The sequence below is a fragment of the Trinickia acidisoli genome (genome assembly GCF_017315725.1).
Taxonomy (GTDB): Bacteria; Pseudomonadota; Gammaproteobacteria; order Burkholderiales; family Burkholderiaceae; genus Trinickia; species Trinickia acidisoli.
The window spans coordinates 1637670-1662325 of sequence record NZ_JAFLRG010000002.1 but is presented as its reverse complement, the minus strand read 5'-3'; the positions used below and the strand labels follow the sequence as shown (position 1 = coordinate 1662325).

The following is a 24656-nucleotide window of genomic DNA, read 5'->3' as shown; positions in this document are numbered from 1 at the left end:
TACGCCGACGAGCTAGTGGGATCGTGCGTGGCCGACTGACGAGAGCAGCGACGACATGGCTTCATGCAGTGGCGTCGTGCCGAAACGACGCTCTGCTTGGCCTGGCTCGACATCGATCTTGCCGGCATTGTGAGCGTCATACACGTCGATGATCAGTTGCGCGTGATTGTCACTCAATCCGGCTCGCAGCAGGGTTGCCTCCCACTCGCTGCGGGGCAGTTCCAGCGCAGTGATTTCCCTGCCGCTGAGTTCGGTTAGGGCGTGGGCGATTTGAATCGCGGTGATGCGATGTGGACCTTCGACGCTGATGATTCTTGGCGTGTCCGATCGCGACTTATCCGATCGCGGATCATCAAGCAATAGCTCCGCGGCGATTGTCCCGACGTCATAGGCGGACACCGTTGGAAACATCTTTGACAGCGGATGATGCAAGCTCGGCAAGACGCCGCGTTCCAATGCCGTTGCAGTCATGCGTGCCCAGTTTTGCAGATGCTCGGCCGATCGAAGCAGCGTCAAGCGTCTCCCGAGTGGCTTCAGCCGCGTTTCGAGGTAGTGATAGAGCAGCGTGATGCCGGTGTCTTTGTGCAATTGCGCGCCGTAATCGGATAGCGCCAGCACTGCGGACGGAGGATAGGCGAGAAGCGCATCCGCCGCGACGTCGATCATCGCGCGCATCGTGGATTCGGGATGCGAATCGCCGACCGGCACGGGACAAAGTATTTGGACGGCGCGAGCGCCCTTGATTGCCGATCGGACCGCTTGCTTGTCGGTCAAATCGGCCACCGCGATGTCGCAGCCTATCGCTGCGAGACGTTCTGCTTGCCGTGCGTCCCGTACGACGGCGCGGACCGGATGGCCGGCTTTGCGCAAGGTTGCGGCCGTGACGCCGCCCACTTTTCCCGATGCTCCGAATACTACGAACATGAACGACTCCTCGTCGGTGCGTATGACGTCATCCTAGGCACTGTCCAGGCGATGGGCGCTCAAGCGAGGATCGAATGAGCAGAAACGGATGATTCGTTTTATGCTTCGCTTTCCGCGTCGGCGCACAGCCTGATCGACGCCGATTGGACGCACCGCAGCGATGCTGCAGGCGCACAAGTTGCCAAAGGAATGGGACGCCATGAAGGCTGCGACTTTACGTTCGGATTCAAGTAACGGCACCCGCAAGCGTTTGCTTTCCAGCAGCGGGCGGGGCTGGGAGGGGTTCGGCGCGGAATTGCTCGGCATCTCGGCCGGTACGCATCGAATTCCCGCAGCCGAGCAACACCGCATCGGTGTTCATATGGGCAAGCCCGTGCGGGCGAACTGCGTGTGTGACGGCAAGCGACATGCGCGCGTGCAAGCCCATGGAGATATCGACGTCGTACCGGCCGGGATCGACGGGGAATGGGCGGACGATGCCGACTGCACCGTTCTTCGAGTTTGGTTTGATGATGTCTTTACGAAGGCAATCTACGAGCGATTGGATCTCAAACCCTCGCTCGCTCACTTTCAACCGCGCTTGCAGATGCGCGATGCACGGCTGCAGCATTTGGCGTGGGCATTGCATGCCGAACTGGAAACGGACGAAGTCTCCGATTCTCTCTACGCGGAAAGTCTCTGTACCGCGATGCTCGTTCGATTGATCGGCGGCGTTCCGTCGCTCGAACGCAGGCCGCGAGCGCTTGCATCGAAAACGGCCGCGCGCTTGGCTGATTACATCGAGAACAGCTTGGACGAGCGGCTGACGCTGTCGGAATTGGCTGCGCTGCTCGATATCAGCGTTCCGCATTTCAAGGTGCTGTTCCGAGAAACGTTCGGGGTGCCGGTCCATCGGTATATCGTGCAGCGTCGTGTCGAGCGCGCGAAGGTGCTGCTGTCGACCGGAAAATTCAGCGCGGCGCAGGTCGCGCTCGAAGCAGGCTTCGCACACCAAAGTCATATGGCGCACTGGATGAATCGGTTGCTTGGCGTCGGTCCGCGCGAGATTTTGCGGGCGGGGTCGAACGGTTTGAAGTAACCTGCCGGCCGGAGGCTCGACCCCGCAAGATTTCTACATCTTCCTGAACAGCGCCGCAGTGCAATCGATCAAATCGGCGATTACGTTCTGACCTGCCCGCTCGGTAATATGCCTGACACGGCGTGCCGAGGATAATCGCTGAATGCGCAGCCGCCGTCTCGGGCGACATACCGCGCAGTTTCACCTTCATTCAGGGAGAACGTGATGGACAAGCCGGATCCGACATCCGATGCCGAGTTCTTTGCTCAGCGGCAGCGTCGTTTCGAGGAGGATCTCGTCGACGCATACGACGAAGAACTCGAAATGGAAGTGGACGATCGCATCCTGGACGGCTCCGATGCCCTCACGCCGGAAGCGCGCAGCATGCGCAGGCACTACTTCCGCGAGCTATTTCGTCTGCAAGGCGAACTCGTCAAACTGCAGGACTGGATCGTGCAGACGGGCCACCGGCTCGTCGTGATTTTCGAGGGGCGCGATGCGGCGGGCAAGGGCGGGGCGATCAAACGAATCACGCAGCGGCTCAATCCGCGCGTATGCCGCGTCGCCGCGCTGCCCGCGCCCAGCAATCGCGAGCGCACGCAGTGGTATTTCCAGCGCTACGTCGCGCACCTTCCCGCGGGTGGCGAAATGGTGCTGTTCGACCGCAGTTGGTACAACCGCGCGGGCGTCGAGCGCGTGATGGGCTTCTGCAATGATGAGGAGTACGAAGAATTCTTCCGCTCGGTGCCCGAGTTCGAAAAGATGCTCGTGAGAAGCGGCATCCAGATCCTGAAGTACTGGTTTTCGATCACGGACGAGGAACAGGAAATCCGCTTCCAGGCGCGCATCCACGATCCACTCAAGCAATGGAAGCTGAGCCCGATGGACCTCGAAAGCCGGCGCCGTTGGGAAGCTTATACGCAGACAAAGGAAGTGATGTTGCAGCGCTCACACCATCCGGAAGCGCCGTGGTGGGTCGTGCAGGCCGTCGACAAGAAGCGTGCCCGCTTGAATTGCATCCATCACCTACTGAGCCAGGTGCCGTATCGTGAGGTCGAACATCCGACCGTCATGCTGCCGGAGCGCGTGCACAACGCGGAGTACATTCGTCAGCCCGTGCCGACCGAGATGATCGTGCCGGAAATTTATTGACGGGCCTGGGGCCTTTAAAGCGGGGCCGATTTTCGCTTCGGTTTCTTCGTTGGTATCAGCATCTGCGCCAACGCTTGCAGAAACCGCGCAGGCCCTTGCGCATGCAGCGCCCGCCCGCTGCTGAGCGCGCCGTCGATGATCGTCCCAAACCTCAAAGCGAAGGTCTCGGGCTCATCGACGTGCATGGCGCCCGCCAATTCCGCCAGCCGCCGACGCAGTTCTCGCTTGTGCGCTACGGCAACCTTGCGGGCCGGGTGTTTGTCGTCGGCGTATTCCGCCGCGATGTTGATTTGCGGGCAGCCGCGATAACCGGGGCGTGCAATGCGATCGCCGATCCATTGAAGCTGGGCATCGAGTTCTTCGCGCGGCGCACCTTTGTGCTCGGCCGCCACCGCGTCCCAATGTTGCCAAAAATCCTCGTCCTCGCGCAGCAGAAAGGCTTCGATCAGATCGTCCTTCGTCGCGAAGTGGCGATATAGGCTCGTCTTGGCGACACCAGACTTCGCCACGATCAGATCCACACCCACCGCGCGCGTTCCCTCCCGATAGAAGAGCTCGCTGGCGGTCCGCAAGATACGTTCGCGCGTATCGGGTGCCGCGCCCTGCGCTTGTTCTCCCTTCTTCATCTTGGTCGGCCTCGAACGTTCCTTATGCATCTGCATTGGCGTCGATGATAGCACTACGAAGCGTGCGGCGTAGATTTCGATACAGATCGGTATCTTATTCGCTACAGATCTGTATTGACGACGCTACAGATCTGTACTATAAAGTCACCATTCCAACTCGGAGTCGAACATGAACAACAAAATGACTGTCGCGGTGTACGGTGCTACGGGCCATACGGGGCGCTTCGTCGTGGCCGAATTGAAGCGGCGCGGCTTTGGTGTCGTTCGTATCGGACGCGATGCAGAGCGCCTGAAGGAAATCAGTGCCAACGACGACAGCCCGTGGCGAGTTGCTTCGACTGACGATCCCCAACAACTCGACGCCGCAATCCGCGGGGCGCATGCCGTCATCAATTGCGCGGGGCCGTTTCTCGATACCGCGCTGCCGATCGTCGATGCAGCGTTGCGCGCGGGAATACCTTATCTCGACGTCACTGCGGAACAGCCAGCGCTCCAAGCGATCATCGACCAGCGCCATGCCGGTGCGCGTGACGCCGGCGTCAGTCTTATCCCCGCGGCGGCGTTTTACGGCGGTCTCGCCGATTTGCTCGTCACGGCAGCCGTGGATGCCGATCAGCCGATCGAAAGAGTCGATATCGCCGTCGGCCTCGACAGTTGGCATCCGACGCGCGGCACACGCGTGACCGGTGAACGCAATCATGCGACGAGGTTCGTTCAGCGTAGCGGGAAGCTGACACCGCTGCCTTCGCCGATGCCGGAGGGCGCGTGGTCGTTCGCCGAGGTGCTGGGCGATGCGGAGGTTGTCATGCTCCCCTTTACCGAAGTGCTGACCGTGTCGCGTCATTTGCGTGTCGACACGCTCGAATCTTGGTTCGGCCTCGCCGCTCTGCGTGAACTTCGCGATCCGAATACGCCGCCGCCCCAGCCGCACGACGATATGGGACGATCCGCGCAGCAATTCGTCATGGATGTCGTCGTTGCGCAGAGCGGGGTAACGCGTCGCGTGACTGCCACGGGGCAGGACATTTATGCGGTCAGCGCACCGATCATCGTCGAGGCCACAGAGCGATTGCTGAGCGGGAAGTCCGTATCGAAGGGCGGCGTCGTCAGTCTCGGTGAAATTTTCGACGCGTCGGACTTTTTGGCGGCACTCGATACGGTGAAGGTCGTTTTCGACGAAAAGAAATCGCTTGCCGAATTTTCCGTCCAAGGCTAGCCTTAGCGCGTTCCATCACGCTGCATGGAAGAGATCGCTCGATTCGAGCGACGCCGACGGAGCAACCGCCCCGGAAACTCTCAGGCAAAAGGACCTCGCAGCCGGAACATCTGGAGAGCGGCGCCATGCGCGCCCACCGAAGGGGAGCCCGCGCGGCAAGTGCGCGGGCGAAACTCTCAGGTACATGGACAGATGGGGCATCGACGCCGGTTGTTATCGGCCGGCGATGCCCAACGAACTCTGGACCATGTCATGTCACGAATTGCCGTTATCGGCGCCGGTATCACCGGCGTCACCACTGCTTACGCGCTCGCTCGGCGCGGCCACCGCGTCACCGTCCTTGAACGTCATCGCTATGCCGCGATGGAAACGTCGTTTGCGAACGGCGGGCAATTGTCGGCCAGCAATGCCGAAGTCTGGAACAGCCGCGCGACGGTGCTCAAAGGCTTACGTTGGATGTTCAAGCGCGACGCGCCGTTGCTGATGAATCCGCGTCCGAGTTGGCACAAATACAGTTGGATCGGTGAATTCCTACGGCAGATTCCCCACTATCGCAGCAACACGATCGAAACCGTTCGCCTCGCGATCGCCGCGCGCGAGCATTTGTTTTCCATCGCGCAGCGCGAAGCGATCGAGTTCGATCTCGAGCAGCGCGGTATTCTGCATTTCTACGCGACGCGCTCGGAATTCGAAGCTGCGTCGAAGGTGAACACGCTGCTGCGCGAAGGAGGACTCGATCGGCGGTCCGTTACGCCCGACGAGATTCGCGCAATCGAGCCGACGCTTCACGGCCAGTTCTATGGCGGTTTTTTCACGGAATCGGATTCGACGGGCGATATCCATAAGTTCACGCGCGGCCTCGCTCAGGCGTGCGAACGCCTTGGCGTCGAGTTTCGCTACGACACGGCGGTGCAATCGATCGACGGATCGAGCGACGGTGAGATTGCGATCGCGGCGCAGCGCGAAGGCCGCGACGAAATGGGCATGTTCGATCGCGTCGTGATTTGCGCGGGCGTTGGCAGCCGTGCGCTTGCCGCATATGTCGGCGATCACGTCAACGTGTACCCCGTGAAGGGCTATTCGATTACCGTATCGCTCGACGATCCATCGAGTCGGGAGGCCGCGCCGTGGGTGAGCCTGCTCGACGACCGCGCGAAAATCGTGACCAGCCGCCTCGGTGTCGATCGCTTTCGAGTGGCGGGGACGGCCGAACTGAACGGCGCGAATCGCGACATTCGAGCGAATCGCATCGAACCGCTCGTTCGATGGGTCCGGACGCATTTTCCCGCGGTCTCGACTTCGCGCGTCATTCCGTGGGCAGGCTTGCGCCCGATGTTGCCGAGCATGCTGCCGAGGGTTGGCCGGGGCCGTCGCCGCGGCGTGTTCTACAACACGGGGCATGGGCATCTTGGCTGGACATTGTCGGCCGCCACGGCGGAAGGCGTTGCGCAACTGGTGTCTGATGATGCGGTGGCGGCTCGCGTGCGTCCCGTAGCGGTCGGCGGTCGTCAAGGCGCTTGATTCGGTCGAGTAGGGCGAGTCCTGCGTCGCACGGGGCCGCCCGGTTCGGCTCGATTCGGTTCAAGCGAAGGCAAGCGGCTCCGGCATACGCCGGAGCGATACAATGTGGGCCTTCCGAACGCACCGGTGACTTCATGGATTCGTCCTTACACGCCTTGCTCCACACTATCGATGCCGACAAGGCAAAACTCGACGTGGCACGTCCGCTGCCGCTCAATACGCTGGGGTCGCTGCGTGACGCGCTGATGCTGGAATTGACCTATCACTCGAATGCGATCGAGGGCAACACGCTTTCGCTGCATGAAACGAAGGTCGTGCTCGAGGGAATCGCGGTAGGCGGAAAATTGCTTCGCGAACATATCGCAGTGACGAATCACCGCGACGCGATTCTCTACGTCGAGGACATCGTCGGTAGTGACGAGGGACTATCGGAGTCACAGATCCGTCATATTCACGCTCGCGTGCTCAAGGGTATCGACGATAAAGAGGCGGGCCAGTATCGCCGTGAGAACGCGGTGATCTCGGGCGCAAGCACGACGCCTCCGGATTTCTCGCTGCTGCCGGCCGAAATGGACGCGCTCATCGGCTGGCATGCGAGCGCAACGGATACGCACCCCGTCGCGCGTGCTGCCGAGCTGCATACACGGTTCGCGAAAATTCATCCGTTCTCCGATGGAAACGGCCGAACGGGCCGGCTGCTTCTCAATCTCGAGTTGATGAAGTCCGGTTATCCGCCGGCGGTGATTCGACAAGAGGAGCGTCTGGCTTACTACGAGGCGCTGGATCGGGCATGCGTGACGGGCGAGTACAGCATCATTACGCGACTCGTTGCCGAGGCGCTTGAACGCACGCTCGCGGCGTATCTCGATCTGCTTGGAAGGCGCGACTAGCCCGTAAGTTACAACGGGCTAACGACTGAGCGGGCGCGCAAGCGCCCCTTGAACTCATCGATCAAACATAAAGACCCATGCTCGACATGCTCGCCGTGAGCTGCTGCGCGGAGATGTCGACCGCCTGTTGTCCGCCGCCGCGAATCGGCAACAGTACCGTGGGCACCCCGCTCAGTCGCGTCTGCTGGAACCCGGCATCGACCAGCGTCTGCTTGAGCGCCGGATAGAATTCCGCCTTCTTGAAATCTTGAATGACCGCCGCCGTATCGCTTCCCTGATTCTCGAACACCCACCGATACAAATGAGGCAGCGTCCGCTTGAATATGCGGCGATGGTGCTCGCTGATAAAGAAGTCAGAGAACTTGACGTACTGATCGATGCGGTTATTGAGGTAGTCCCGCGTCTTGCCGCCGCCCATGAAAGCCGATGCAATCGTGCCCGGGCTCGTTTTCTTGTACCCCGGCATCTTCTGCTTCATCTTCGCGTACAAGTTGCACTGTTCCAATTCGTTGTAACTGGGCGAAGGAGGCGAAATGAACCGCGTTCCGAAATGATCGAGAAACTTCCACGCTAGGAACCATACCATCTGGGCCGCTTCGCCCTGGTTCTTGCTCACGTTCTTGTCGAGATTGACTTGGCCGCTGTGATTGCCCGGAAACGGTACGAACACCGCGTTCGTCGCGGCATTGGTGAACGTCACGCGCTTGGCATCTTGAGGCTTGAAGAAGCCTCGGGTCTCGTGCATCGATAGGACTGCTAAATAATTCTTGACGTTGCCGCGGATAGTGCTGGCGTCGACGTCACTCTTATTGCCTATCCCGGCGACAGGATCGACGGCGAAAATGTTGACGGCGATGTCAGGGAAGATCTCGCGAAGCTTATAGGCGAGCTTCGTGCAAGTCACTGCGCCGCGGCTCCACCCGAGCATGTTCACCGTTTTCGGGGCAGGGCTCAGTTCCGCGATCGTCGCGACGGCGTGCATGACGTTGTCATCCCACCCCGCGCCCGACATCACGCCGGTCACCTTCCAATTAATGTGGGTATGACCTAATTCCTTGTTGCCGAAAGTCGCCTTGGGCTGCTTGTCGCGCGTGAACGGATTGAATTGCCCCGGGATCACGCTCGTCGTCGGGCTGCTGCCGGGGCCATCGCAAATGAGAAAGTCTTTATATTCGGTGCCCGCGGCGAGACGGCCGAATTCAGCGACGATTTCGCCGGTCCCATCGCGGCTGGCGCATGTCCCGTGGTTAAAGACGGTGAATACTGGCGACGCAAATGCTGGCATAGGTATTCACCTCCTTGCCTGTTATCGTGATACTACTTATCAGGGTTTTTACCAGATGCTTGGGCGGTGCAGTGCTCAGCCGCGGCAGTGGGATCACAGCATATCAGTGCGATTGCAAATCTTGCAACGGCCGGATGAAGGTCTGATGAAGGTCTGTGGCGGGAGAGCCATGAAGCAGCGATTCAACGGGAGCGCAGCGTGACTCACTCAAGCGAAAGGCGGCGCCACAGCCAATGCCGCGACGCCGCCTCCGATGCAACTTACTCCAACACACTACAACTCATTACGACACGTTCTCAAGCCGCGCCGTATCCGCCTCCCCCCGGTGTCTGAATCACGACGACATCGTCTGCCGTTACCTGCATCCGATGCCGCGCGCCGAAATCCTCGCGCGTGCCGTCCTTGCGCTCGATCCAATTCACGCCGCTTGCGCCCGGTGCTCCGCCTGCGAGCCCGAACGGCGGCACGAGACGGCGGTTGGCGAGCATAACGGCCGTCATCGGTTCGAGAAAGCGCACGCGCCGCTCGGTGCCGTCACCGCCGCGATGACGCCCCTCGCCGCCACTGCCGCGGCGAACGCCGAACGAATCGAGCCGCACTGGGAAACGCCATTCGAGTACCTCGGGATCGGTCAAACGCGAGTTCGTCATATGCGTTTGCACCGCACTGCAGCCGTCGAATGTCGGCCCGGCACCCGCACCGCCGCAAATCGTTTCGTAGTACTGAACATGATCGTTGCCGAACGTGAAGTTGTTCATCGTGCCCTGCGCGCCCGCCATCACGCCGAGCGCCCCATAGAGCGCGTCGGTGACGACTTGCGACGTCTCCACGTTACCGGCCACGACAGCCGCCGGATAGCGCGGGTTCAGCATCGAACCTTCAGGAATCCTGATGTCGAGCGGCTTCAGGCAACCTGCATTGAGCGGAATGTCTTCGTCGACGAGCGTGCGGAAGACATACAGCACCGCTGCCTTGCAGATCGCGGACGGCGCATTGAAATTGTTCGGCTGCTGCTCGCTCGTGCCGGCGAAGTCGACGACCGCCGAGCGTTGGACCTTGTCGATCGATACGTTGACGACGATCTTGGCGCCGTCGTCGAACGCATATTCGAAGCGCCCGTCTTTCAGCACCGACAGCGTGCGGCGTACGACCTCCTCCGCGTTGTCCTGTACGTGCTGCATATACGCGCGCACCGTATCGAGCCCGAACTGACTACACATGCGGTCGAGTTCTTGCGCACCCTTCGTGCAGGAGGCCACTTGCGCACGCAGGTCGGCGAGATTCTGCTCGACGTTGCGCACGGGCCACGGGCCCGAAAGCAGCTTGTCGCGAATGCGACCCTCGAGGAAACGGCCTTCGGCCACGAGTTGCACGTTGTCGAGCAGCACGCCTTCCTCGTCGACGTGAACCGAGTCGGGAGGCATCGATCCGGGCGTCACGCCGCCGATATCCGCATGGTGACCGCGCGCGGCGACATAGAACATCGGTTCGCTCGACCCCGAAGCGAACACCGGCATGATGATCGTCACGTCGGGCAGGTGCGTGCCGCCCGCGTAGGGCGCATTCAACGCGAATGCATCGCCCGGACGCATCGTGCCGGTGCGGCGGTCGATGACGGTGCGCACGCTTTCGCCCATCGAGCCCAGATGCACGGGCATATGCGGTGCGTTCGCGATCAAGTTGCCGTCCGCGTCGAACAGCGCGCACGAAAAGTCCAAGCGTTCCTTGATGTTGACCGAATACGACGTGTTCGCGAGCGTCACGCCCATCTGTTCGGCGATCGACATGAACAGATTGTTGAAGACTTCGAGCAGTACCGGGTCGGCTTGCGTGCCGGCCGCATGCCGCGCTTCGAGCGGTACCGTGCGCTCGGCAACCATATGGTTGTGGCGTGTCACCACGAGCTGCCACCCCGGTTCGACGATCGTCGTGCCGGTGCTCTCCTTGATGATCGCCGGGCCATCGATCTTTGCGCCAGGCGCCATCGCATCGCGATCGTAGACCGGCGTTGCGCGCCATTGGCCGCCGGTGAAGACGCGCGTGATCGCGAGCGGCGACGGTTCGGTCGATGCATCGTCGGCCAGCGGCCAACGTTCATCGTCGGCTTGCTGCGTGCGGCCGATCGCTTCGACGGCCACGGCCTCGACGATCAACGCGCGATTGGGCATCAGGAAGCCGTAGCGGGTCCGGTAAAGCGTCTCGAACTGTGCGACCACGGGCGCCACGTCTTGGTCGAAATCGACTTCGAGCGCGGTATCGGTGCCGTCGTATTTGACGTGCAGCTTGTAGCAAAGCGTGATTCGATTGTCGTCGATGCGCTGCGAGGCCACTTCGTCGCGTGCGGTTTCGGCGAGGTCGATGAATGCGGTTTCGCAAGCGGCGAGGGCGCGATTGTCGAGCGGCACTTCGAGCGCGCGCTGGCGCAATGCGCGTACGTCGGCCAAACCCATCCCGTATGCCGACAACACGCCCGCGAGCGGATGGATGAAGACACGCGTCATGCCGAGCGCGTCGGCCACGAGACACGCGTGCTGTCCACCCGCGCCGCCGAAGCAGGCAAGCGTGTATTGCGTCACGTCATACCCGCGCTGCACGGAGATCTGCTTGATCGCGTTGGCCATGTTCTCGACCGCGATCTTCAAGAACCCTTCGGCTACCTCCTCGGGCTTGCGCTCGATGCCGGTTGTGCTCGCCACGTTGGCAGCCAACTCGGCGAAGCGCTGGCGCACGATCGCATCGTCGAGCGGCTCGTTGCCTTCGGGACCGAACACCTTCGGAAACCACTGCGGATCGAGCTTGCCCGTCATGACGTTGCAGTCCGTAACGGTCAGCGGGCCACCGCGCCGGTACGAAGCTGGGCCGGGATTCGCGCCGGCACTTTCAGGGCCGACGCGAAAGCGTGCGCCATCGAAGCTGCAGATGGAGCCGCCGCCTGCCGCGACGGTATGAATTTTCATCATCGGCGCGCGAATACGTACGCCGGCCACTTCCGTGACGAAATCGCGCTCGTACTCGCCCGCATAGTGCGTGACGTCGGTCGACGTGCCGCCCATGTCGAAGCCGATGATGCGGTCGAAGCCCGCGAGCGCGGCCACTTGTGCCGCGCCGACGATGCCGCCGGCCGGTCCCGACAAGATCGCATCCTTGCCTTGAAAGCGGTGAGCATCGGTCAAGCCGCCGTTGCTCTGCATGAACTGCAGCGGCACGGGGCCCAGCTCGCGTTCGACCTGCCGCACATAGTGACGCAAGACGGGCGAGAGGTAGGCATCGACGACGGTCGTATCGCCACGTGAGACGAGCTTCATGAGCGGGCTCACTTCGTGGCTCACGGAAATCTGCGTAAAGCCGATGTCTTGTGCGATCGCCTTCAGTACGCGCTCATGCTCGGGATGCCGATAAGCATGCATCAACACGATGGCGCATGAGCGAATGCCTTCGTCGTAGGCACGCTGCAGCGAGGAACGTGCACCCGCTTCATCGAGTGCGCGGACCGCTTCGCCCCGCGCGCCGATACGCTCGTCGATCTCGACGACGCGCTCGTAAAGCAACGTCGGCAATTCGATATTGCGCACGAACAGCTTCGGCCGGTTTTGATACGCGATGCGCAGTGCATCGGCGAAGCCCTTCGTGATCGCGAGCACGGTTCGCTCGCCCTTGCGTTCGAGCAACGCATTCGTCGCAACCGTCGTGCCCATCCGAACGCATTCGATCAACTCGGCAGGCACCGGCGCGCCCGTCGGCACGCCGAGCAATTCGCGGATCCCCTGCACGGCCGAATCGCGGTAGCGCTCGGGATTCTCGGACAGCACCTTGTGCGTGACGAGCACGCCGTCGGGGCGTCGCGCGACGATGTCCGTGAACGTGCCTCCACGGTCGATCCAAAACTGCCATCGTTCGGAGTCCGAAATAATTTGAGTGGAGTCGTTTTTCATGTCTTTCGATCGAAGAGGATGTTAGGAAATCAGTATTTCAGTTGTGCGCCGCGCGTCTCGGGCAGTGTCAGGGCTGCCAGGATCACGACGCCGTAGGCGACGGCCGCGAAGGTACCGATAGTGGCGCCGAGCGTCATCTTTTGAGCCACCATGCCGATGAGGAACGGGAAGGCGGCGCCGACCGCACGGCCGAAGTTGTAGCAAAAGCCTTGACCGGACCCGCGCACACGCGTCGGAAACAACTCGGACATGAACGCGCCCATGCCGGAGAAGATGCCCGACGCGAAGAAGCCGAGCGGGAAGCCGAGAATCAAGAGCAGCGTGTTGTCGAGCTTGACGTGCGTATAAGCGAGCGCGATGACCATCGATGCGAGCGCGTAGGTGATGAACGCGAGCTTGCGGCCGACACGGTCGGATAGCCACGCGCCGCACAGATAGCCGGCATACGAACCCACGATGATCACGGCAAGGTACCCGCCCGTGCCTACCACGCTCAGATGCTGCTCGGTCTTCAGGTAAGTCGGCAGCCACGTCGTGATGGCGTAGTAGCCGCCTTGTGCGCCGGTCGCGAGCAGCGCTGTGCGCAGCGTCGTGAACCACATGTCGGCGCTGAAGATCTCCATGAACGAGTGTGTGGTGTTCGTATCGCGCTCGTGCTGCTTGGCCACGCGATGCACCTCGGGCTCTTCGACCAAGCGGCGGACGTAGATGACGAACGGCGCAGGAAGAATGCCGAGCGCGAACAGCGCGCGCCATGCCATGTGGGCAGGCAACAGCGAAAACACGAGGATATAGAGCCCGGCCGACGCAGCCCAGCCGATCGCCCAGCCGGCTTGAACCATCCCGACGGCCTTGCCGCGGTCACGGGCGCGGATCACTTCGCCGATCAACACGGCGCCGGCCGTCCACTCGCCGCCGAAGCCCAGGCCCATCAAGCCGCGTGCGACGAGCAACTGCGTAAAGTTTTGCGCGAAAGCGCAGGCGAGCGTAAACACGGCGAACCAGACAATCGTGATCTGCAGCGTGCGCACGCGTCCGACTCGGTCGGACAGGATGCCCGCAACCCAGCCGCCCAACGCGGACATCAGCAGCGTAACCGTGCCGATGAGTCCGGCCTCGCCCTTGGTCAAGCCCCAAGTGGCGATGAGTGCCGGAATGACGAAGCTCAGGAACTGCGTATCCATTGCGTCGAGCGCATAGCCGGCCTTACAGCTCCAAAACGCGCGGCGCTCGTTCGCGCCCAGGTGTCCGTACCAGCCGAACATGCCGCGGTCGTCGCGGCCCGCCTCGGCTGCGCCGCTTCTGTCGTCGGCGTGTTCAATATCAGGGTAATGTGCTTCGGTGTTCATCGATGTCTCCTCGGTACTGCGCTGCGGGTGTTTCTATCGTTCCTATACATAAGCACCGCGTCAGAGAACCGCGAGCGATGCGTTGGGGATGTCGGTCACGAGCATGTGCCCGGGCCGATGAGCGATGGCGAAGGGCAGGCGCGCCGCTTCGAGTGCGCTTTGCGGTGTCACGCCGCACGCCCAGAACACAGGCACTTCGTCTTCGTGAATCGTCACGGCGTCGCCATAGTCGGGGCGCGACAGATCGGCAATGCCGATCGCGCGAGGGTTGCCAAGATGCACCGGGGCGCCGTGTACGGACGGGAAGCGGCTCGTGACTTGGACGGCGCGAATCGCGCGCGCACCCGTCATCGGGCGCATCGATACCACGAGCTGCCCGCCGAACGGGCCGGCCGGCGCGTTGGCGATATGGGTGCGGAACATCGGGACGTTGACGCCCTCGTCGACGTGCCGAAGCGGGATGCGCTCGTGCGCCAGCATTTGCTCGAAGGAAAACGAACAACCGATCGCGAACGCGACGAGATCGTCGTTCCAGAGCGAAAGGATGTCGTCGGGCTGCTCGCTCAGCACTCCGTCGCGATAGACGTTGTAGCCGGGCACGTCCGTGCGCAGATCCAAATCTTGGCCGAGCGAGGGCACGTTCCACTGCCCCCGTTCGCCGACGCCGAGCAACGGGCAGGCCTTCGGATTTCGAATGCAAAACCGTAGGAAATCTTCGGCGTAGGCACTCGGGATGATGACGAGATTGGCTTGAGCGTACTCGCCGCACTGACCGGCAGTGGGTCCTTTGAAGTCCTTGCGGCGGACGAGCTGACGAAAACGGTGCGGCATGAGGGCATTCCCTGAAAGAAGATGGCTTGGTGAGCAGATTAGGTTTGAAAATGATGACACGCCAGCAAGTTATTCCGCGCGCTTCTGTTAAGTTTCTCTTAACACTTTCATGCGGGTTTTCCCGAGCGAGGCGAAGCCACGCGGTATTCGCTTAAAACATGAGCAGCCTTGTCCGATAAGGGGTGAGCGGCACAATGCGACGGTTGACGCGCGCGATTTTGGGTTGACTTACCCCGTACGAGACGCTCGAATGCATGCATCGAGACCGGGTGCGCCGGCTTTTTGTTCTGCTTAACATCCGCTCACGGATGCCGATATGCAGATGGGTAGGCGAGGCAACCCTCGTTCGGCATGCCCAAAGATGTGAATGACCCTTATTCGTCGGAAGAAAACATCATGTCCCATTTAACCCTGCGACAAAAGCTTTGGATCCCACTGCTCCTGACTTGGGTCGGCCTGCTGACGCTGACGGTTTGGCACGCGCAGCAAATGCGCGAAATGCAGTTGAAGGAGCGCAAGCATGCGCTTGCCGACATCACGCAGATGGCGTACTCGATCGCCGCGGGTTTCGATCGCGATGCGCAGGCCGGCAAGCTGAGTGCCGATGCCGCGAAGCAACAGGCCTTGGTCAGCATTGCGGATCTGCGCTATAGCGGCAACGGGTACGTCACGGTCGTCGGGGCCGATTCGGTGGTCGTCATGCATCCGATGTCGCCGAAGCTCGACGGCAAGGACATGTCGCAGTGGAAGGATGCCAAGGGCAATCTGCTCTATCGGGATATCGCGGCGGCCGGTGCCTCGCCGAACGGGATGGGGTATGTCGAATATTGGTGGCCCAAGCCGGGAGAGACCGAGCCGAGTTCGAAGCTCGGCTTCGTCGAGCGCTACAAGCCCTGGAATTGGGATCTCATTGCGGGCGTCTATCAAGACGACATTCAGTCCGCGTTCTATCACACGCTCGGTACATCGTTGGTAGTCCTAATCATTCTCGGTGCGGCGATTTCGCTGCTGACGTCGATGGCGGTCAAGAGCGTGCGGCGTTCGGTCGGCGGCGAGCCGGCGCAGGCCGCCGAGCTTGCGCGGCAGATCGCATCGGGCGATTTGACGGGACATATCGAAGTCGCTCACGGCGACGACAACAGCATCGTATCGGCCATCGCCTATACGCGCGATACGCTCGCCGGCACGGTCGCGCGCGTGAAGACGGCCGCCGCGACGATACGCACTGCCGCGGCCGAGATCGCCACCGGCAACAGCGATTTGTCGAGCCGTACCGAGCAGCAAGCCGCGTCGCTCGAAGAAACCGCGGCGGCGATGGATGAACTGACATCGACCGTCAAGCAAAACGCGGAAAACGCTTCGCGCGCGACCGAAGTGGCGGCGAGCGCGTCGTCGGAGGCCGAGCGCGGCGGCGGGGTGGTCGGCGACGTCGTGAGCAAGGTCCGGGCGATCGCCGAAAGCTCGAAGAAGGTGGCCGACATTACGTCGGTGATCGATAGCATTGCGTTTCAAACGAACATCCTCGCGCTGAATGCGGCGGTCGAAGCGGCGCGCGCCGGCGAAAACGGTCGGGGCTTCGCCGTCGTCGCGAGCGAGGTGCGCAGCCTCGCCCAACGCAGCGCCGCGGCGGCGAAAGAGATTCGCGTGCTCGTCGACACTTCGCTCACGCAGGTGGAGAGCGGCGCCGTGCTGGCGGAAAGCGCGGGCACGGCGATGGATGGCATCGTCGCGGCCGTCAAGCGCGTCACGACGATCGTCGACGAGATCGCGGGGGCGTCGGCTCAGCAAAGCATTGGTATCGAGGAGGTCAATCGCGCGATCTCGCAGATGGACGGTGCAACGCAGCAGAACGCCGCGCTCGTCGAACAGGCCGCGGCTGCGGCCACGTCGCTCAACGAGCAGGCGCAGCAACTCGGGGTGGCGATGCAAGCGTTCCGCGTGGAGACAGATGCGGCATACACCGCTAAACGATGAACACGCGATTCGTCGAGACGTTCGTCACGTTAGCGGAACTCGAGAGCTTTCGCGCCACGGCGCGTGTGTTGCACGCGACGCCGGCCACGATTTCGTTGCGGATCAAATCGCTCGAAGACGATTTGCGCACGGAGCTCATCGATCGGTCGACGACGCAGTTTCGCCTGACGCCCGCGGGCGAGAGCCTGCTCAGCCTTGCGCGCAACGTGGTGGATGCCGCGCGGGCGCTGCGCGAGGCGGCGGGGCAAGAAATCGTCGTGGGCGGCAAGTTGCGCTTGGGTGTGATCGAGACGGTCGTTCATTCGTGGCTTGCGCATTACATTACGCACCTCAATGCGAAATTCCCGCAGCTCGACATCGATTTGACCGTGGAGTCGAGCGCCGTGCTTCAGCAGCGGCTGCTCGCGGGCGAACTCGATCTTGTGATTCGCGTGGAAGGGATCGACAGTACCAAAGTTGTCTCGAGCGCGATCGCGAGCTATCCCGTGCGCTGGATCGTGAGGCGCGGCTTGCTGTCGCGGCGCACGAGCGGTCTTGCATCGCGCGTACTCCAGCGGCCGATCCTGACGTTCGGGCGCGGCACGGCACCGCAAGTCGCATTGCAGAGCATCGTGCTCACGCTCGCACGGCAGGAGAACGTCGGGCCCGAGCATACGCGCATCACGTGCTCGCCATCGGTGGCCGCGATCGTGCAGCTCGTGCGCGACGGTTACGGCGTCGCGTGCATCCCGAGCTTGTTCGTCAACGACGAATTGCAGACGGGCGAGTTCGTCGAGCTGCCGCTCAAGCCCGTGCCGCCCCCGATCGTCGTATCGGTGTGCAAGCCGACGAACGCGAGCACGATGGTGAATGCGGCCGCCAGTGCGGCCCATATCGCTTGCACGGCGTTTTGCAGGACGCAGCGGCGCGATCTGATCGAAGCGCTGTGAGCGTGCGTTGCGGTCATTTTCGCGCGCTGACGCCGGTCAGTGCGCGAACGCGCTCCTCGTCCGCGGCGAGCGCGCTCGAGTTGCCCGCGTAAACGATCGCACCGTCGTTCAGCACGTAGGCGTGATCGGCGATCTCCAAACCCATGCGCGCGTTTTGCTCGACGAGCAGGACGGAGATGCCTTCATCGCGCATCTGCAAGACGACGCGAAATACCTCGCGTACGATCAGCGGCGCGAGGCCTTGCGATGGTTCGTCGAGAATCAGCAAGCGGGGGTTGAGCAGTAGCGCGCGCGCAATCGAGAGCATTTCCTGCTCGCCTCCCGAGAGCGAACGTCCGCGGCTCGACTTGCGTTCGGCAAGCCGCGGAAACAGTTCGTAGATGCGTGGGATCGTCCAGGGTCCGCTGCGCGCGAGCGGCACACGCAAGTTCTCCTCGACGCTGAGGTTGACGAAGATGCGGCGCCCTTCGGGCACGTAACCGACGCCGCTTGCGGCAACCTTGAAGGTCGGCCAGCGGGATGTATCCACGCCGAAGATCGTCACGCGGCCTTGGCGTGCCGGCGTCAGACCCATCAGCGTGCGCAGCGTCGTCGTCTTGCCCGCCCCATTGCGCCCGAGCAACGCGGTGATGCGTCCTTCTTCGACGGTAAGGCTCACGCCGTGCAAGATATGGCTCTTGCCGTAATAGGTGTGGAGCTCATCGGCGATGAGGGCGGCATTCATACGGCCACGCCGAGGTAAGCGGTTTGCACGGCCTCGTCGGCGGCAATCGCTTGCGGGGTTCCCTCGGCCAGCACGCTGCCGCGATCGAGGACGGTGATCCGATCCGCGAGGTCGAATACGACGCGCATATCGTGTTCGATCAAAGCGATCGTCAACGCGCCGTCTCGATGCACGCGCGCGATCAATCGCGTAATGGCTTCCGTCTCCTGGTCGCCCATGCCGGCTGCGGGTTCGTCAAGCAACAGCAAGCGAGGCCGTAGCGCGAGCGCCATCGCGATCTCGACGATTCGCTGCTCGCCGTGCGACAGTTCGCCTACCAATCGTTCGGCCCGAGGGCCGAGGCCGGTCAGTGCGACTGTTTCGTCGATGCGAGTGCGTACCTGTCTGGCCTGCGCGCGGTTGATCCACGTTCGCATGCGAAGACCGGCCGCCACCTCCACGCTGATGCGCAGGTTCTCGAGCACGGTGAGTTCCGGAAAGATCTCGGTGATTTGGAACGTGCGTGCGATGCCGACGCTGACGCGTCGATGCGCAGGCAGCGCCGTGATGTCGCTTCCGTCGAATACGATGGCGCCTGCCGTCGGTGGAAACAGCCCGCTGATCAAGTTGAAAAACGTCGTTTTGCCGGCGCCATTCGGCCCGATGATGGCGTGCAGCGCACCTCGTTCGATATGTAGCGATACGTCGCGCACGGCTTGCAGATTGCCGAAACGCTTGCTTACGTGCTCGACGTCGAGGACGTTCATGAGTTGCTCCTGCCGCGAATGAAGCCGAGGAGCCCGCGCGGAAAGAACAGCACGATTGCGACGAACAGCATGCCGAAGAATGACATCCAGTTGACGGTGATACTCGACAGATAGTCCTGCAGCACCACGAACACCGCGGCGCCGAGCAACGGCCCCCATAAACTGCGCATGCCGCCCATCACGGCCATCATCACGAAGTCGCCCGATTGGCTGAAATGCAGGCCGCGCGGGTCGGCGAAATTGTTTAGGAGTGCGTACAGTGCGCCGGCAAAACCCATGAAGAAGCAGGAGAACGTGAACGCGATCCAGATATGGCGACTGACCGGAATGCCGAGAAAGCGGGCGCGCCGCTCGTTCTCGCGAATCGCGATCATCGTGCGTCCGAACGGCGAGCGAAGAATGAAGCCCATCAATGCAACCGCCAAGGCGAGGCAAACGAGCACGAAGTAGTAGAACGCAACGGAGTGCGTCAGGATATCGATCTTGATGACGCCGAAGTTCAACGGCGCGCGCTCGAACCCGCGCAGCCCGTCATCGCCGCCCGTCAGCGAACTCCATTGGAAGGCGATGTAGTAGAACACCTGCCCGAACGCGATCGTGACCATTGCGAAGTAGACGCCGCGCAGGCGGGCGCAGAGCGCGCCGAGCAGCGATCCGCAAATGCCGCCGAGCAAGGTTCCGCAAAGCAGCGCGAGCGGTGTGCTAGGCGCCAAGAACTTGAGCGAGAGTCCCGCGCCGTACGCGCCGAGACCGAAGAATGCGGCGTGACCGAAGGACAGCACGCCGGTAAAGCCGAGCAAGAAGTTGACCGACATCGCGGCAAGACCTAGCACCAGCACACGCGTTCCGAGCGCGGTGTAGCCGCCGAGCGGAGGCATCCAGAACGGCGCCAGCAGCAACGTCGCCCAGATGGCGGCGAGCGTCAATGGATGACGCAGGCGGGACCATGTTCGAGCGCTCATGTCAGCATGCCCTCTTCGCCGAGCAGACCGCGAGGACGCAGCAACAGCACGACCGCCATCAACACGTAGATGATGGCCTCGCTCGCCGCCGGCAAGAACACCGCGGTGATGCCCGACGCCACCCCGATCAGCAAACCACCCAAAAGCGTGCCGGTGAGGCTGCCCACGCCGCCGACGATGATCGCGATGAAGCTTGGCATCAGCAGCCCCGTGCCCATCGTCGGCTCCAGCCCGAGCTGACCGGCCGCGAGCACGCCGCTGAGCCCGGCAAGAAAGGCGCCGACCGCGAAGTTGAGCGAGCGCAGACGGCCGACGTTGACACCGAGCGCTGAAACGGTTTCGAGGTCGAGCGTGCCGGCGCGAATGCGAATGCCGAGGCGGCTATAGCGCAACAGGATGAACAGCAACGCCACGGCGAGGGCCACGGTGCCGACCATGAACAAACGGTAGCCCGTGATGAAGAACAGCGTATCGCTGAGGGGCCGTGATAGTACCGCCGGGACGTTGACCGGTTTGCCCTGCGCACCCCAGATGAAACGTGTGCCGTCCTCGAAAACGAACGCTAGACCGAATGTCAGCAAGAGACCGTAGAGCGGATCGCGTCCGTAGACGCGACGAATGAGCAGCCGCTCGAGGACGAGCCCGATCAAGGCCACGCACGGAGGCGCAATCAGCAGCGCACCCCAGAAGCCGACATAAGGCGTGACCGTGTACGCGACATAGCCGCCCGCGACGAGAAAGCCGCCATGAGCAAAATTGATCACGTTGCTCAGATTGAGAATCAGCGATAACCCGAGCGCCATCAGCACGTAGAACGCGCCGATGATCAATCCGTTGGTGACGTTGAACAAAAGCAGTTGAGTCATCGCGCATCCTGCTCGTCATCGCGTTCGGCCGGAACTCACATCGGCGGCGGATTCCCTCGGATCAAGCGGGCCATTGCACCTTGCAGCCCGTTTCGCTTTCCGGCGGAGCGGTCTTGTCTCCCGGTACGACGTATTCGACGCGGAACAAATCTTCGGGATCGTCGGGTGCCGGCTCCGTGAGTGCTTGGCCGACGAACGCCGACGTCATCAGTTGATGGTCGCCCTTGCGGTAATAGCACTTGTTCGGTTGTAGTTTGACGTCGTCCGGCAGTTCGAAGCCGCCGAGTGCTTCGGCGAGTTTTTTTGCATCGAGCGTTCGCTCCTGGTTGGCGATGCCTGCGAGCGTGCGCACGGAGGTGTAGCCGAACCAATGGCGCGCCGTCGGCACCTTGCCGCCGTTCACCTTACGAATGTCTGCAACGAATTTGTCGACGTCGGGTACGCCCGGTTGCTTCCAATACCATTCGAACATCCAGACACCCACGCGCGCTTCGGGCGGCATGGCTTCGAGCGATTCCAGTTCTTGCTGCAATCCGGCAATGTGCATGTCCTTGCCGAGCCCGAATTGGGCGATCTGTTTCAAGCAGTTCACCATGTCCGAGCCTTGCGGCAACACGAGCAGCACGTCCGGTTTCGCGGCGCGCGCCTTGATCAGATACGCAGAGAAATCGGTCGTGCCGAGCGGCGTCAACTCGTTGCCCGTGATCGTTCCGCCGAGTTTCTGCAAGTCGGCCGCCGCGGCCTTTTGCAGCGTATGGCCGAATGCGTAATCGGGCGTGATGAAATGCCACCGCTTGCCGTACTTCGAAAACAGGAGGTTGGCGACTGCGTTGGCTTCCATGCTCGTCGTGTTGCAGACGCGATAGACGTTCCACTTGCAGTCGGTGCCCGTGATCGTATCGGTATGGCCGCCGGAAACGATGTGCAGCACTTTCTTTTCGTTGCTGACTTGAGCGAGGGCTTGTGCGATGGCGGAATTCACGTCGCCGATGAGGAACGTGACCTGATCGCGGTCGATCAGCTTACGCGCCTTTTGCACGCCGGTACCGACGTCATTGGCCGAGTCCTCGACGAGCAATTCGACGGGGCGCCCGAGGATGCCTCCACGCAAGTTGATTTGCGCGACGGCCAGCTTCGCGCCGGTCACTTCGTTTTGTGCAACCGCAGCATAGACGCCCGTCAGCGGATCGACCATGCCGATCCGCAGCGGCGTCTCGCCGCGTGCCTTGATGATGAACGGAGACGCCAATTGCAGGGACGCGGCCGCCGCAGCCGCCTTCAGTATCGTGCGGCGATTGGCGTCAGGCCTGCGGTTCGCCCGGGTCATGGCGGCCTCCTTTTATCCGCTGTCTAATGGTTTGACTTATGAGTCAAATGGCAGGCGCGGTATGTTGGCGAGGACACCTCCGTGCGCATTCGTTCGCCCCGAGGCGCTTGCCGGAGGAGAGCCGTTCCGGCGCTACGGGTCAGCCGATGCGGGCCGCAAGATGAATCCCCGCGAGCATGCAGCGCACCGAGCCTCCGGCGGTTTCGATGGTGGGAACGTCGAGCGGGAGCAGTCGCGCCGAGCGTTCGATCAGTTCGCGTTGCCCAGGGGTAAGGCATGCGAAAGCGCGTTTGGACAGAGCCAGTATGCGACCGTCGCGTCCGTTCAATTCGAGGGCGTTCGCCGCGAAATTCGCGATTTGCTCATGATCGAGTGCGATGACGGTACGGCCTGTTTCCAGCAAACGATGACGAACGTCATCGCGCCGGTGCGGATCGCGGATCGCATCGAGCCCGACCAAGGCAAATGCCGTGGCGACGCTCATCATCACGTTGGTGTGATAGATCGCACGGCCCTCGGGATCGGTGGTATCGAAACAAATCGGCTCGAAGTGAAACTGCGCGCAAAAGCGTTCGAGCGCGATCGGATCGGCGCGATGCGAACGCGCGGCGTATGCGATACGTCCCACGTGATCGAGGACCATCGCGCCGGTACCTTCGAGAAAAACACCGTCATGCTCGAGACCCGAGTAGTCGACGATCTCCCTCACTCGGTATTTCGTCTTGAGCATCTCCACGATGTCGGCGCGTCGTTCGCGCCTGCGGTTAGGGCTGTACATCGGAAACAACGCAACGCGGCCGCCCGCATGCGTGGTAAGCCAATTGTTGGGAAATGCGGAATCCGGCGTATCGTGCTCGCCATGATCGTCGAACAGATGCACGCGTACGCCGGCTTGCGTTAGCGCATGCGCGGCCGCCGTGACTTCCTCGCGCGCCTGCTCGGCCAAGGTGTGCATCGTCGCCGCGCTGCTTGCTGCCGGATTGCATTGAAACGCGTTGTCGGCGGCCGTTTGCGGGTTCGGCATGAAGCGATGCGGACGAACCATCACGACAGCGGCGGGTGCTTGAATCGACTGAGTATTCATTGAAAACATCGAGAAGAAGGCATCGGCAGCGAGCGCACGGCGGCAGGCTGGCTTCAGCGCGCGAAAGCGTGCGCCTCGTCGAACGTGCGCGTTGCGGCGGCGCACATCACCTGTGCTTGCTCGATGAGTCCGAACAAATTCTTGGGATCGACCGAAGGCGGAATCAACGAAATGTCGATGCCGGCATCGTGCTGCTGATCGAGCGCATGGAGATAGCGCAGTGCCGAGTAATCCTCCAGTGCGAAACCGACTGAATCGAAGACGGTGACTTGCGAGGCGTTTTCGCGGCCCGTGGCTTCGCCCTTCAGGATTCGCCACAACTCGGTCACCGGGAAGTCGGCGGGCAACTGCTGGATGTCGCCCTCGATCCGTGTTTGCGGTTCGTACTCGACGATGACGCGGCTCATGCTCAGCACGTCGGCATGAAGCTCCGTCTTGCCGGGGCAGTCGCCGCCGACGGCGTTCAGATGCATGCCGGGCTCGATCATGTCGGGCGTAATGATCGTTGCGTAGGCCTTGTCGGCCGTTACCGTCGTGACGATGTCGGCGCCGCGTACCGCGTCGGCCGTCGATGCGACGCGGATCACGCGCAGGTCGTGATAGGCGGCGAGATTGCGGACGAGCTTGTCCGTCGCGCTCGGATCGATGTCGAATACGCGGATTTCATCGATGCCGAGCAGCGTGTGAAACGCGATCGCTTGGAATTCGCTTTGCGCGCCGTTGCCGATCAAAGCCATTTTCTTGGCGTTGGGGCGGGCGAGCACGCGCGCTGCGAGCACCGCCGTTGCGGCGGTGCGCAATGCGGTGGTCAGCGTAAGTTCCGCGAGCAGGACGGGATAGCCGGTATCGACTGCCGCGAGCGCCCCGAACGCCATCACCGTATGAATGCCGCGCTGAGCGTTGACGGGATGGCCGTTGACGTATTTGAACGCGAACAGCTCATTGTTCGCGACAGGCATCAGTTCGATCACGCCGTTCGGCGAATGGCACGCGACGCGGGGCGATTTGTCGAAGTCTGTCCATCGAAGGTAGTCCGCGCGCAGCGTATCGAGGAGTTCGCTCAAGAACCGAGTAAGGCCCACGCGCGCGATGAGCCGGCTGGTGGCGGGAACGTCGAGAAAGCGAGTCATGATGGGGTGTCTCCTGAGTAGCCGCGGCCTCGTTAGCCGCTGAATGGAAATATTATTTCCGTGAGCGGAGCCAACAAAAAGATGGCAAAGGTGACAAATCGCTAGCCAAAATTGACAATATGCTCAATTCG

20 protein-coding genes and 1 riboswitch are annotated in these 24656 nt (G+C 61.9%); of the genes, 7 read left to right on the top strand and 13 right to left on the bottom strand.

Features of this window, described 5'->3' with window-relative positions:
• Window positions 1–12: 12 nt before the first annotated feature.
• Entirely contained in the window at window positions 13–924 is a 912-nt protein-coding gene (locus tag J3485_RS25725; RefSeq protein WP_206957135.1) for an NmrA family NAD(P)-binding protein, read from the bottom strand.
• Between the two features lie 199 nt (window positions 925–1123).
• Between J3485_RS25725 and J3485_RS25720 the strand changes: the two genes are divergently transcribed.
• Together J3485_RS25720 and ppk2 are read left to right on the top strand one after the other, a co-directional pair.
• Complete coding sequence (locus tag J3485_RS25720; protein ID WP_206957134.1) at window positions 1124–2002, top strand: helix-turn-helix domain-containing protein; 879 nt, start codon at window positions 1124–1126, stop codon at window positions 2000–2002.
• A gap of 204 nt (window positions 2003–2206) precedes the next feature.
• Complete coding sequence (gene ppk2 / locus J3485_RS25715) at window positions 2207–3133, top strand: polyphosphate kinase 2 (RefSeq protein ID WP_206957133.1); 927 nt, start codon at window positions 2207–2209, stop codon at window positions 3131–3133.
• A gap of 14 nt (window positions 3134–3147) precedes the next feature.
• On the opposite strand, the gene J3485_RS25710 is transcribed toward ppk2, so the two are convergent.
• On the bottom strand, window positions 3148–3759 hold the full coding sequence (locus J3485_RS25710; RefSeq protein WP_206957132.1) for a TetR/AcrR family transcriptional regulator: 612 nt from the start codon (window positions 3757–3759) through the stop codon (window positions 3148–3150).
• 169 nt (window positions 3760–3928) lie between these two features.
• Here J3485_RS25710 and J3485_RS25705 point away from each other — a divergent pair, with 169 nt between their 5' ends.
• The 3 genes from J3485_RS25705 to J3485_RS25695 all read left to right on the top strand — a co-directional run bounded on the left by J3485_RS25705 (window position 3929) and on the right by J3485_RS25695 (window position 7386).
• Complete coding sequence (locus tag J3485_RS25705; protein WP_206957131.1) at window positions 3929–4975, top strand: saccharopine dehydrogenase family protein; 1047 nt, start codon at window positions 3929–3931, stop codon at window positions 4973–4975.
• Window positions 4976–4990: 15 nt separating this feature from the next.
• A riboswitch (glycine riboswitch) is annotated at window positions 4991–5081 on the top strand.
• A 146-nt stretch (window positions 5082–5227) separates the two neighbouring features.
• The gene (locus tag J3485_RS25700; protein WP_242538928.1) at window positions 5228–6496 is read left to right on the top strand and encodes a D-amino acid dehydrogenase; all 1269 of its coding nucleotides are present in this window, start codon (window positions 5228–5230) and stop codon (window positions 6494–6496) included.
• 134 nt (window positions 6497–6630) lie between these two features.
• On the top strand, window positions 6631–7386 hold the full coding sequence (locus J3485_RS25695) for a Fic family protein (RefSeq protein ID WP_206957129.1): 756 nt from the start codon (window positions 6631–6633) through the stop codon (window positions 7384–7386).
• 61 nt (window positions 7387–7447) lie between these two features.
• On the opposite strand, the gene J3485_RS25690 is transcribed toward J3485_RS25695, so the two are convergent.
• The 4 genes from J3485_RS25690 to J3485_RS25675 form a co-directional block, all read right to left on the bottom strand.
• Complete coding sequence (locus tag J3485_RS25690) at window positions 7448–8671, bottom strand: DUF5621 domain-containing protein (RefSeq protein ID WP_206957128.1); 1224 nt, start codon at window positions 8669–8671, stop codon at window positions 7448–7450.
• A gap of 296 nt (window positions 8672–8967) precedes the next feature.
• Window positions 8968–12603: a hydantoinase B/oxoprolinase family protein gene (locus J3485_RS25685; protein ID WP_206957127.1), complete on the bottom strand. Its 3636-nt coding sequence runs from the start codon at window positions 12601–12603 to the stop codon at window positions 8968–8970.
• A gap of 29 nt (window positions 12604–12632) precedes the next feature.
• The gene (locus J3485_RS25680; RefSeq protein WP_206957126.1) at window positions 12633–13952 is read right to left on the bottom strand and encodes an MFS transporter; all 1320 of its coding nucleotides are present in this window, start codon (window positions 13950–13952) and stop codon (window positions 12633–12635) included.
• 60 nt (window positions 13953–14012) lie between these two features.
• Window positions 14013–14783 (bottom strand): putative hydro-lyase, encoded by a 771-nt coding sequence (locus J3485_RS25675; RefSeq protein ID WP_206957125.1) that lies wholly within the window; start codon window positions 14781–14783, stop codon window positions 14013–14015.
• A 396-nt stretch (window positions 14784–15179) separates the two neighbouring features.
• On the opposite strand from J3485_RS25675, the gene J3485_RS25670 reads away from it, so the two are divergent.
• Both J3485_RS25670 and J3485_RS25665 read left to right on the top strand, forming a co-directional pair.
• Entirely contained in the window at window positions 15180–16757 is a 1578-nt protein-coding gene (locus tag J3485_RS25670) for a methyl-accepting chemotaxis protein (RefSeq protein ID WP_206957124.1), read from the top strand.
• Window positions 16754–17686, top strand: coding sequence for a LysR family transcriptional regulator (locus tag J3485_RS25665; RefSeq protein ID WP_206957123.1), 933 nt, complete (start codon window positions 16754–16756; stop codon window positions 17684–17686). Before J3485_RS25670 ends, J3485_RS25665 begins: the two co-directional genes overlap by 4 nt.
• Window positions 17687–17699: 13 nt before the next feature.
• Here J3485_RS25665 and J3485_RS25660 read toward each other — a convergent pair whose 3' ends face one another.
• The 7 genes from J3485_RS25660 to ocd all read right to left on the bottom strand — a co-directional run bounded on the left by J3485_RS25660 (window position 17700) and on the right by ocd (window position 24525).
• A complete protein-coding gene (locus J3485_RS25660) occupies window positions 17700–18410 on the bottom strand; it encodes an ABC transporter ATP-binding protein (RefSeq protein ID WP_206957122.1) in 711 nt (236 codons plus the stop codon).
• Window positions 18407–19156: an ABC transporter ATP-binding protein gene (locus tag J3485_RS25655; protein WP_206957121.1), complete on the bottom strand. Its 750-nt coding sequence runs from the start codon at window positions 19154–19156 to the stop codon at window positions 18407–18409. Before J3485_RS25655 ends, J3485_RS25660 begins: the two co-directional genes overlap by 4 nt.
• A complete protein-coding gene (locus J3485_RS25650) occupies window positions 19153–20118 on the bottom strand; it encodes a branched-chain amino acid ABC transporter permease (RefSeq protein WP_206957120.1) in 966 nt (321 codons plus the stop codon). The genes J3485_RS25655 and J3485_RS25650 overlap by 4 nt, the downstream gene beginning before the upstream one ends.
• Window positions 20115–20984 (bottom strand): branched-chain amino acid ABC transporter permease, encoded by an 870-nt coding sequence (locus J3485_RS25645; RefSeq protein WP_206957119.1) that lies wholly within the window; start codon window positions 20982–20984, stop codon window positions 20115–20117. Before J3485_RS25645 ends, J3485_RS25650 begins: the two co-directional genes overlap by 4 nt.
• Window positions 20985–21045: 61 nt before the next feature.
• Window positions 21046–22311, bottom strand: coding sequence for an ABC transporter substrate-binding protein (locus tag J3485_RS25640; protein ID WP_206957118.1), 1266 nt, complete (start codon window positions 22309–22311; stop codon window positions 21046–21048).
• Window positions 22312–22450: 139 nt separating this feature from the next.
• On the bottom strand, window positions 22451–23395 hold the full coding sequence (gene ctlX, locus J3485_RS25635) for a citrulline utilization hydrolase CtlX (RefSeq protein WP_206957117.1): 945 nt from the start codon (window positions 23393–23395) through the stop codon (window positions 22451–22453).
• 53 nt (window positions 23396–23448) lie between these two features.
• Window positions 23449–24525 (bottom strand): ornithine cyclodeaminase, encoded by a 1077-nt coding sequence (ocd, locus tag J3485_RS25630; RefSeq protein ID WP_206957116.1) that lies wholly within the window; start codon window positions 24523–24525, stop codon window positions 23449–23451.
• Between the last annotated feature and the right edge of the window lie 131 nt (window positions 24526–24656).

What these genes read in the sequence shown, in the direction of transcription:
- J3485_RS25725 (WP_206957135.1), bottom strand. Translation starts at nt 924, where the DNA reads ATGTTCGTAGTATTCGGAGCATCGGGAAAAGTGGGCGGCGTCACGGCC.
- J3485_RS25720 (WP_206957134.1), top strand. Translation starts at nt 1,124, where the DNA reads ATGAAGGCTGCGACTTTACGTTCGGATTCAAGTAACGGCACCCGCAAG.
- ppk2 (WP_206957133.1), top strand. Translation starts at nt 2,207, where the DNA reads ATGGACAAGCCGGATCCGACATCCGATGCCGAGTTCTTTGCTCAGCGG.
- J3485_RS25710 (WP_206957132.1), bottom strand. Translation starts at nt 3,759, where the DNA reads ATGAAGAAGGGAGAACAAGCGCAGGGCGCGGCACCCGATACGCGCGAA.
- J3485_RS25705 (WP_206957131.1), top strand. Translation starts at nt 3,929, where the DNA reads ATGAACAACAAAATGACTGTCGCGGTGTACGGTGCTACGGGCCATACG.
- J3485_RS25700 (WP_242538928.1), top strand. Translation starts at nt 5,228, where the DNA reads ATGTCACGAATTGCCGTTATCGGCGCCGGTATCACCGGCGTCACCACT.
- J3485_RS25695 (WP_206957129.1), top strand. Translation starts at nt 6,631, where the DNA reads ATGGATTCGTCCTTACACGCCTTGCTCCACACTATCGATGCCGACAAG.
- J3485_RS25690 (WP_206957128.1), bottom strand. Translation starts at nt 8,671, where the DNA reads ATGCCAGCATTTGCGTCGCCAGTATTCACCGTCTTTAACCACGGGACA.
- J3485_RS25685 (WP_206957127.1), bottom strand. Translation starts at nt 12,603, where the DNA reads ATGAAAAACGACTCCACTCAAATTATTTCGGACTCCGAACGATGGCAG.
- J3485_RS25680 (WP_206957126.1), bottom strand. Translation starts at nt 13,952, where the DNA reads ATGAACACCGAAGCACATTACCCTGATATTGAACACGCCGACGACAGA.
- J3485_RS25675 (WP_206957125.1), bottom strand. Translation starts at nt 14,783, where the DNA reads ATGCCGCACCGTTTTCGTCAGCTCGTCCGCCGCAAGGACTTCAAAGGA.
- J3485_RS25670 (WP_206957124.1), top strand. Translation starts at nt 15,180, where the DNA reads ATGTCCCATTTAACCCTGCGACAAAAGCTTTGGATCCCACTGCTCCTG.
- J3485_RS25665 (WP_206957123.1), top strand. Translation starts at nt 16,754, where the DNA reads ATGAACACGCGATTCGTCGAGACGTTCGTCACGTTAGCGGAACTCGAG.
- J3485_RS25660 (WP_206957122.1), bottom strand. Translation starts at nt 18,410, where the DNA reads ATGAATGCCGCCCTCATCGCCGATGAGCTCCACACCTATTACGGCAAG.
- J3485_RS25655 (WP_206957121.1), bottom strand. Translation starts at nt 19,156, where the DNA reads ATGAACGTCCTCGACGTCGAGCACGTAAGCAAGCGTTTCGGCAATCTG.
- J3485_RS25650 (WP_206957120.1), bottom strand. Translation starts at nt 20,118, where the DNA reads ATGAGCGCTCGAACATGGTCCCGCCTGCGTCATCCATTGACGCTCGCC.
- J3485_RS25645 (WP_206957119.1), bottom strand. Translation starts at nt 20,984, where the DNA reads ATGACTCAACTGCTTTTGTTCAACGTCACCAACGGATTGATCATCGGC.
- J3485_RS25640 (WP_206957118.1), bottom strand. Translation starts at nt 22,311, where the DNA reads ATGACCCGGGCGAACCGCAGGCCTGACGCCAATCGCCGCACGATACTG.
- ctlX (WP_206957117.1), bottom strand. Translation starts at nt 23,395, where the DNA reads ATGAATACTCAGTCGATTCAAGCACCCGCCGCTGTCGTGATGGTTCGT.
- ocd (WP_206957116.1), bottom strand. Translation starts at nt 24,525, where the DNA reads ATGACTCGCTTTCTCGACGTTCCCGCCACCAGCCGGCTCATCGCGCGC.